Origin of the sequence: Paracraurococcus lichenis (assembly GCF_030657435.1) — a bacterium.
GTDB classification, from domain to species: domain Bacteria; phylum Pseudomonadota; class Alphaproteobacteria; order Acetobacterales; family Acetobacteraceae; genus Paracraurococcus; species Paracraurococcus lichenis.
The window spans coordinates 1-616 of record NZ_JAUTWS010000421.1 but is presented as its reverse complement, the minus strand read 5'-3'; the positions used below and the strand labels follow the sequence as shown (position 1 = coordinate 616).

The 616-nt window shown below is 66.2% G+C and carries 1 protein-coding gene; it reads right to left on the bottom strand.

What is annotated here, in order from left to right; all coding sequences use genetic code 11:
- Positions 1 to 128: 128 nt before the first annotated feature.
- Positions 129 to 616: transposase (locus tag Q7A36_RS40605; RefSeq protein WP_305109459.1), on the bottom strand; the 488-nt coding region annotated here is incomplete at its 5' end.

Below are 616 nucleotides of genomic sequence, written 5' to 3'. Positions count from 1 at the left end.
GGGCGCTCCAGAAGTCCACGGCCGTTTGGGCGATGACGAGGGTGACACGGCGGGCGTGGAGCAGGACGCGACCAGTGTGGTGCACGGATCAGCGATGTGGACGCACGTAGCCCTACCCGCATTCGGGGTTATGCGACGCGGACATACTTCGGACATCCGAGCTCGAGCATGCGGCTCAGCATATTGGCAGCGATGGCGACCTCGGTGGCCTGACGCTCGTCTGTTTGCGATCGGAGCCCGTCACCGATGACGCGTTTCCAGCGCGAGATGTCTGCCTCGATCAAGGCACGGTCGTTGTAGCCCGAGGCCTTCTGCCAACCCATGCGGCCGCGCTCGGCTATACACTGCAGATGTCGGTCGCGCTGTGTCGGTGCGGTCTCCGCGGCTTCACTCGGCACCGCGTTCGCGCGGGGCGGCACGATCACGGCCGCGTCGGGGCGCTGTGTCGTGACCTCGGCGTAGACATCGTCCCGGTCGTACGAGCCATCACCGCTGAAAGACGCAACCGGCTCCTCGACCTGCTCAAGCAAGGCGCCGACCTGCCCGCCATCGTCCACATCCTTGTCGGTCAGCAGCACCGCGACGATCCGGCCCGTGTCGACGCTCGTGGCGATGT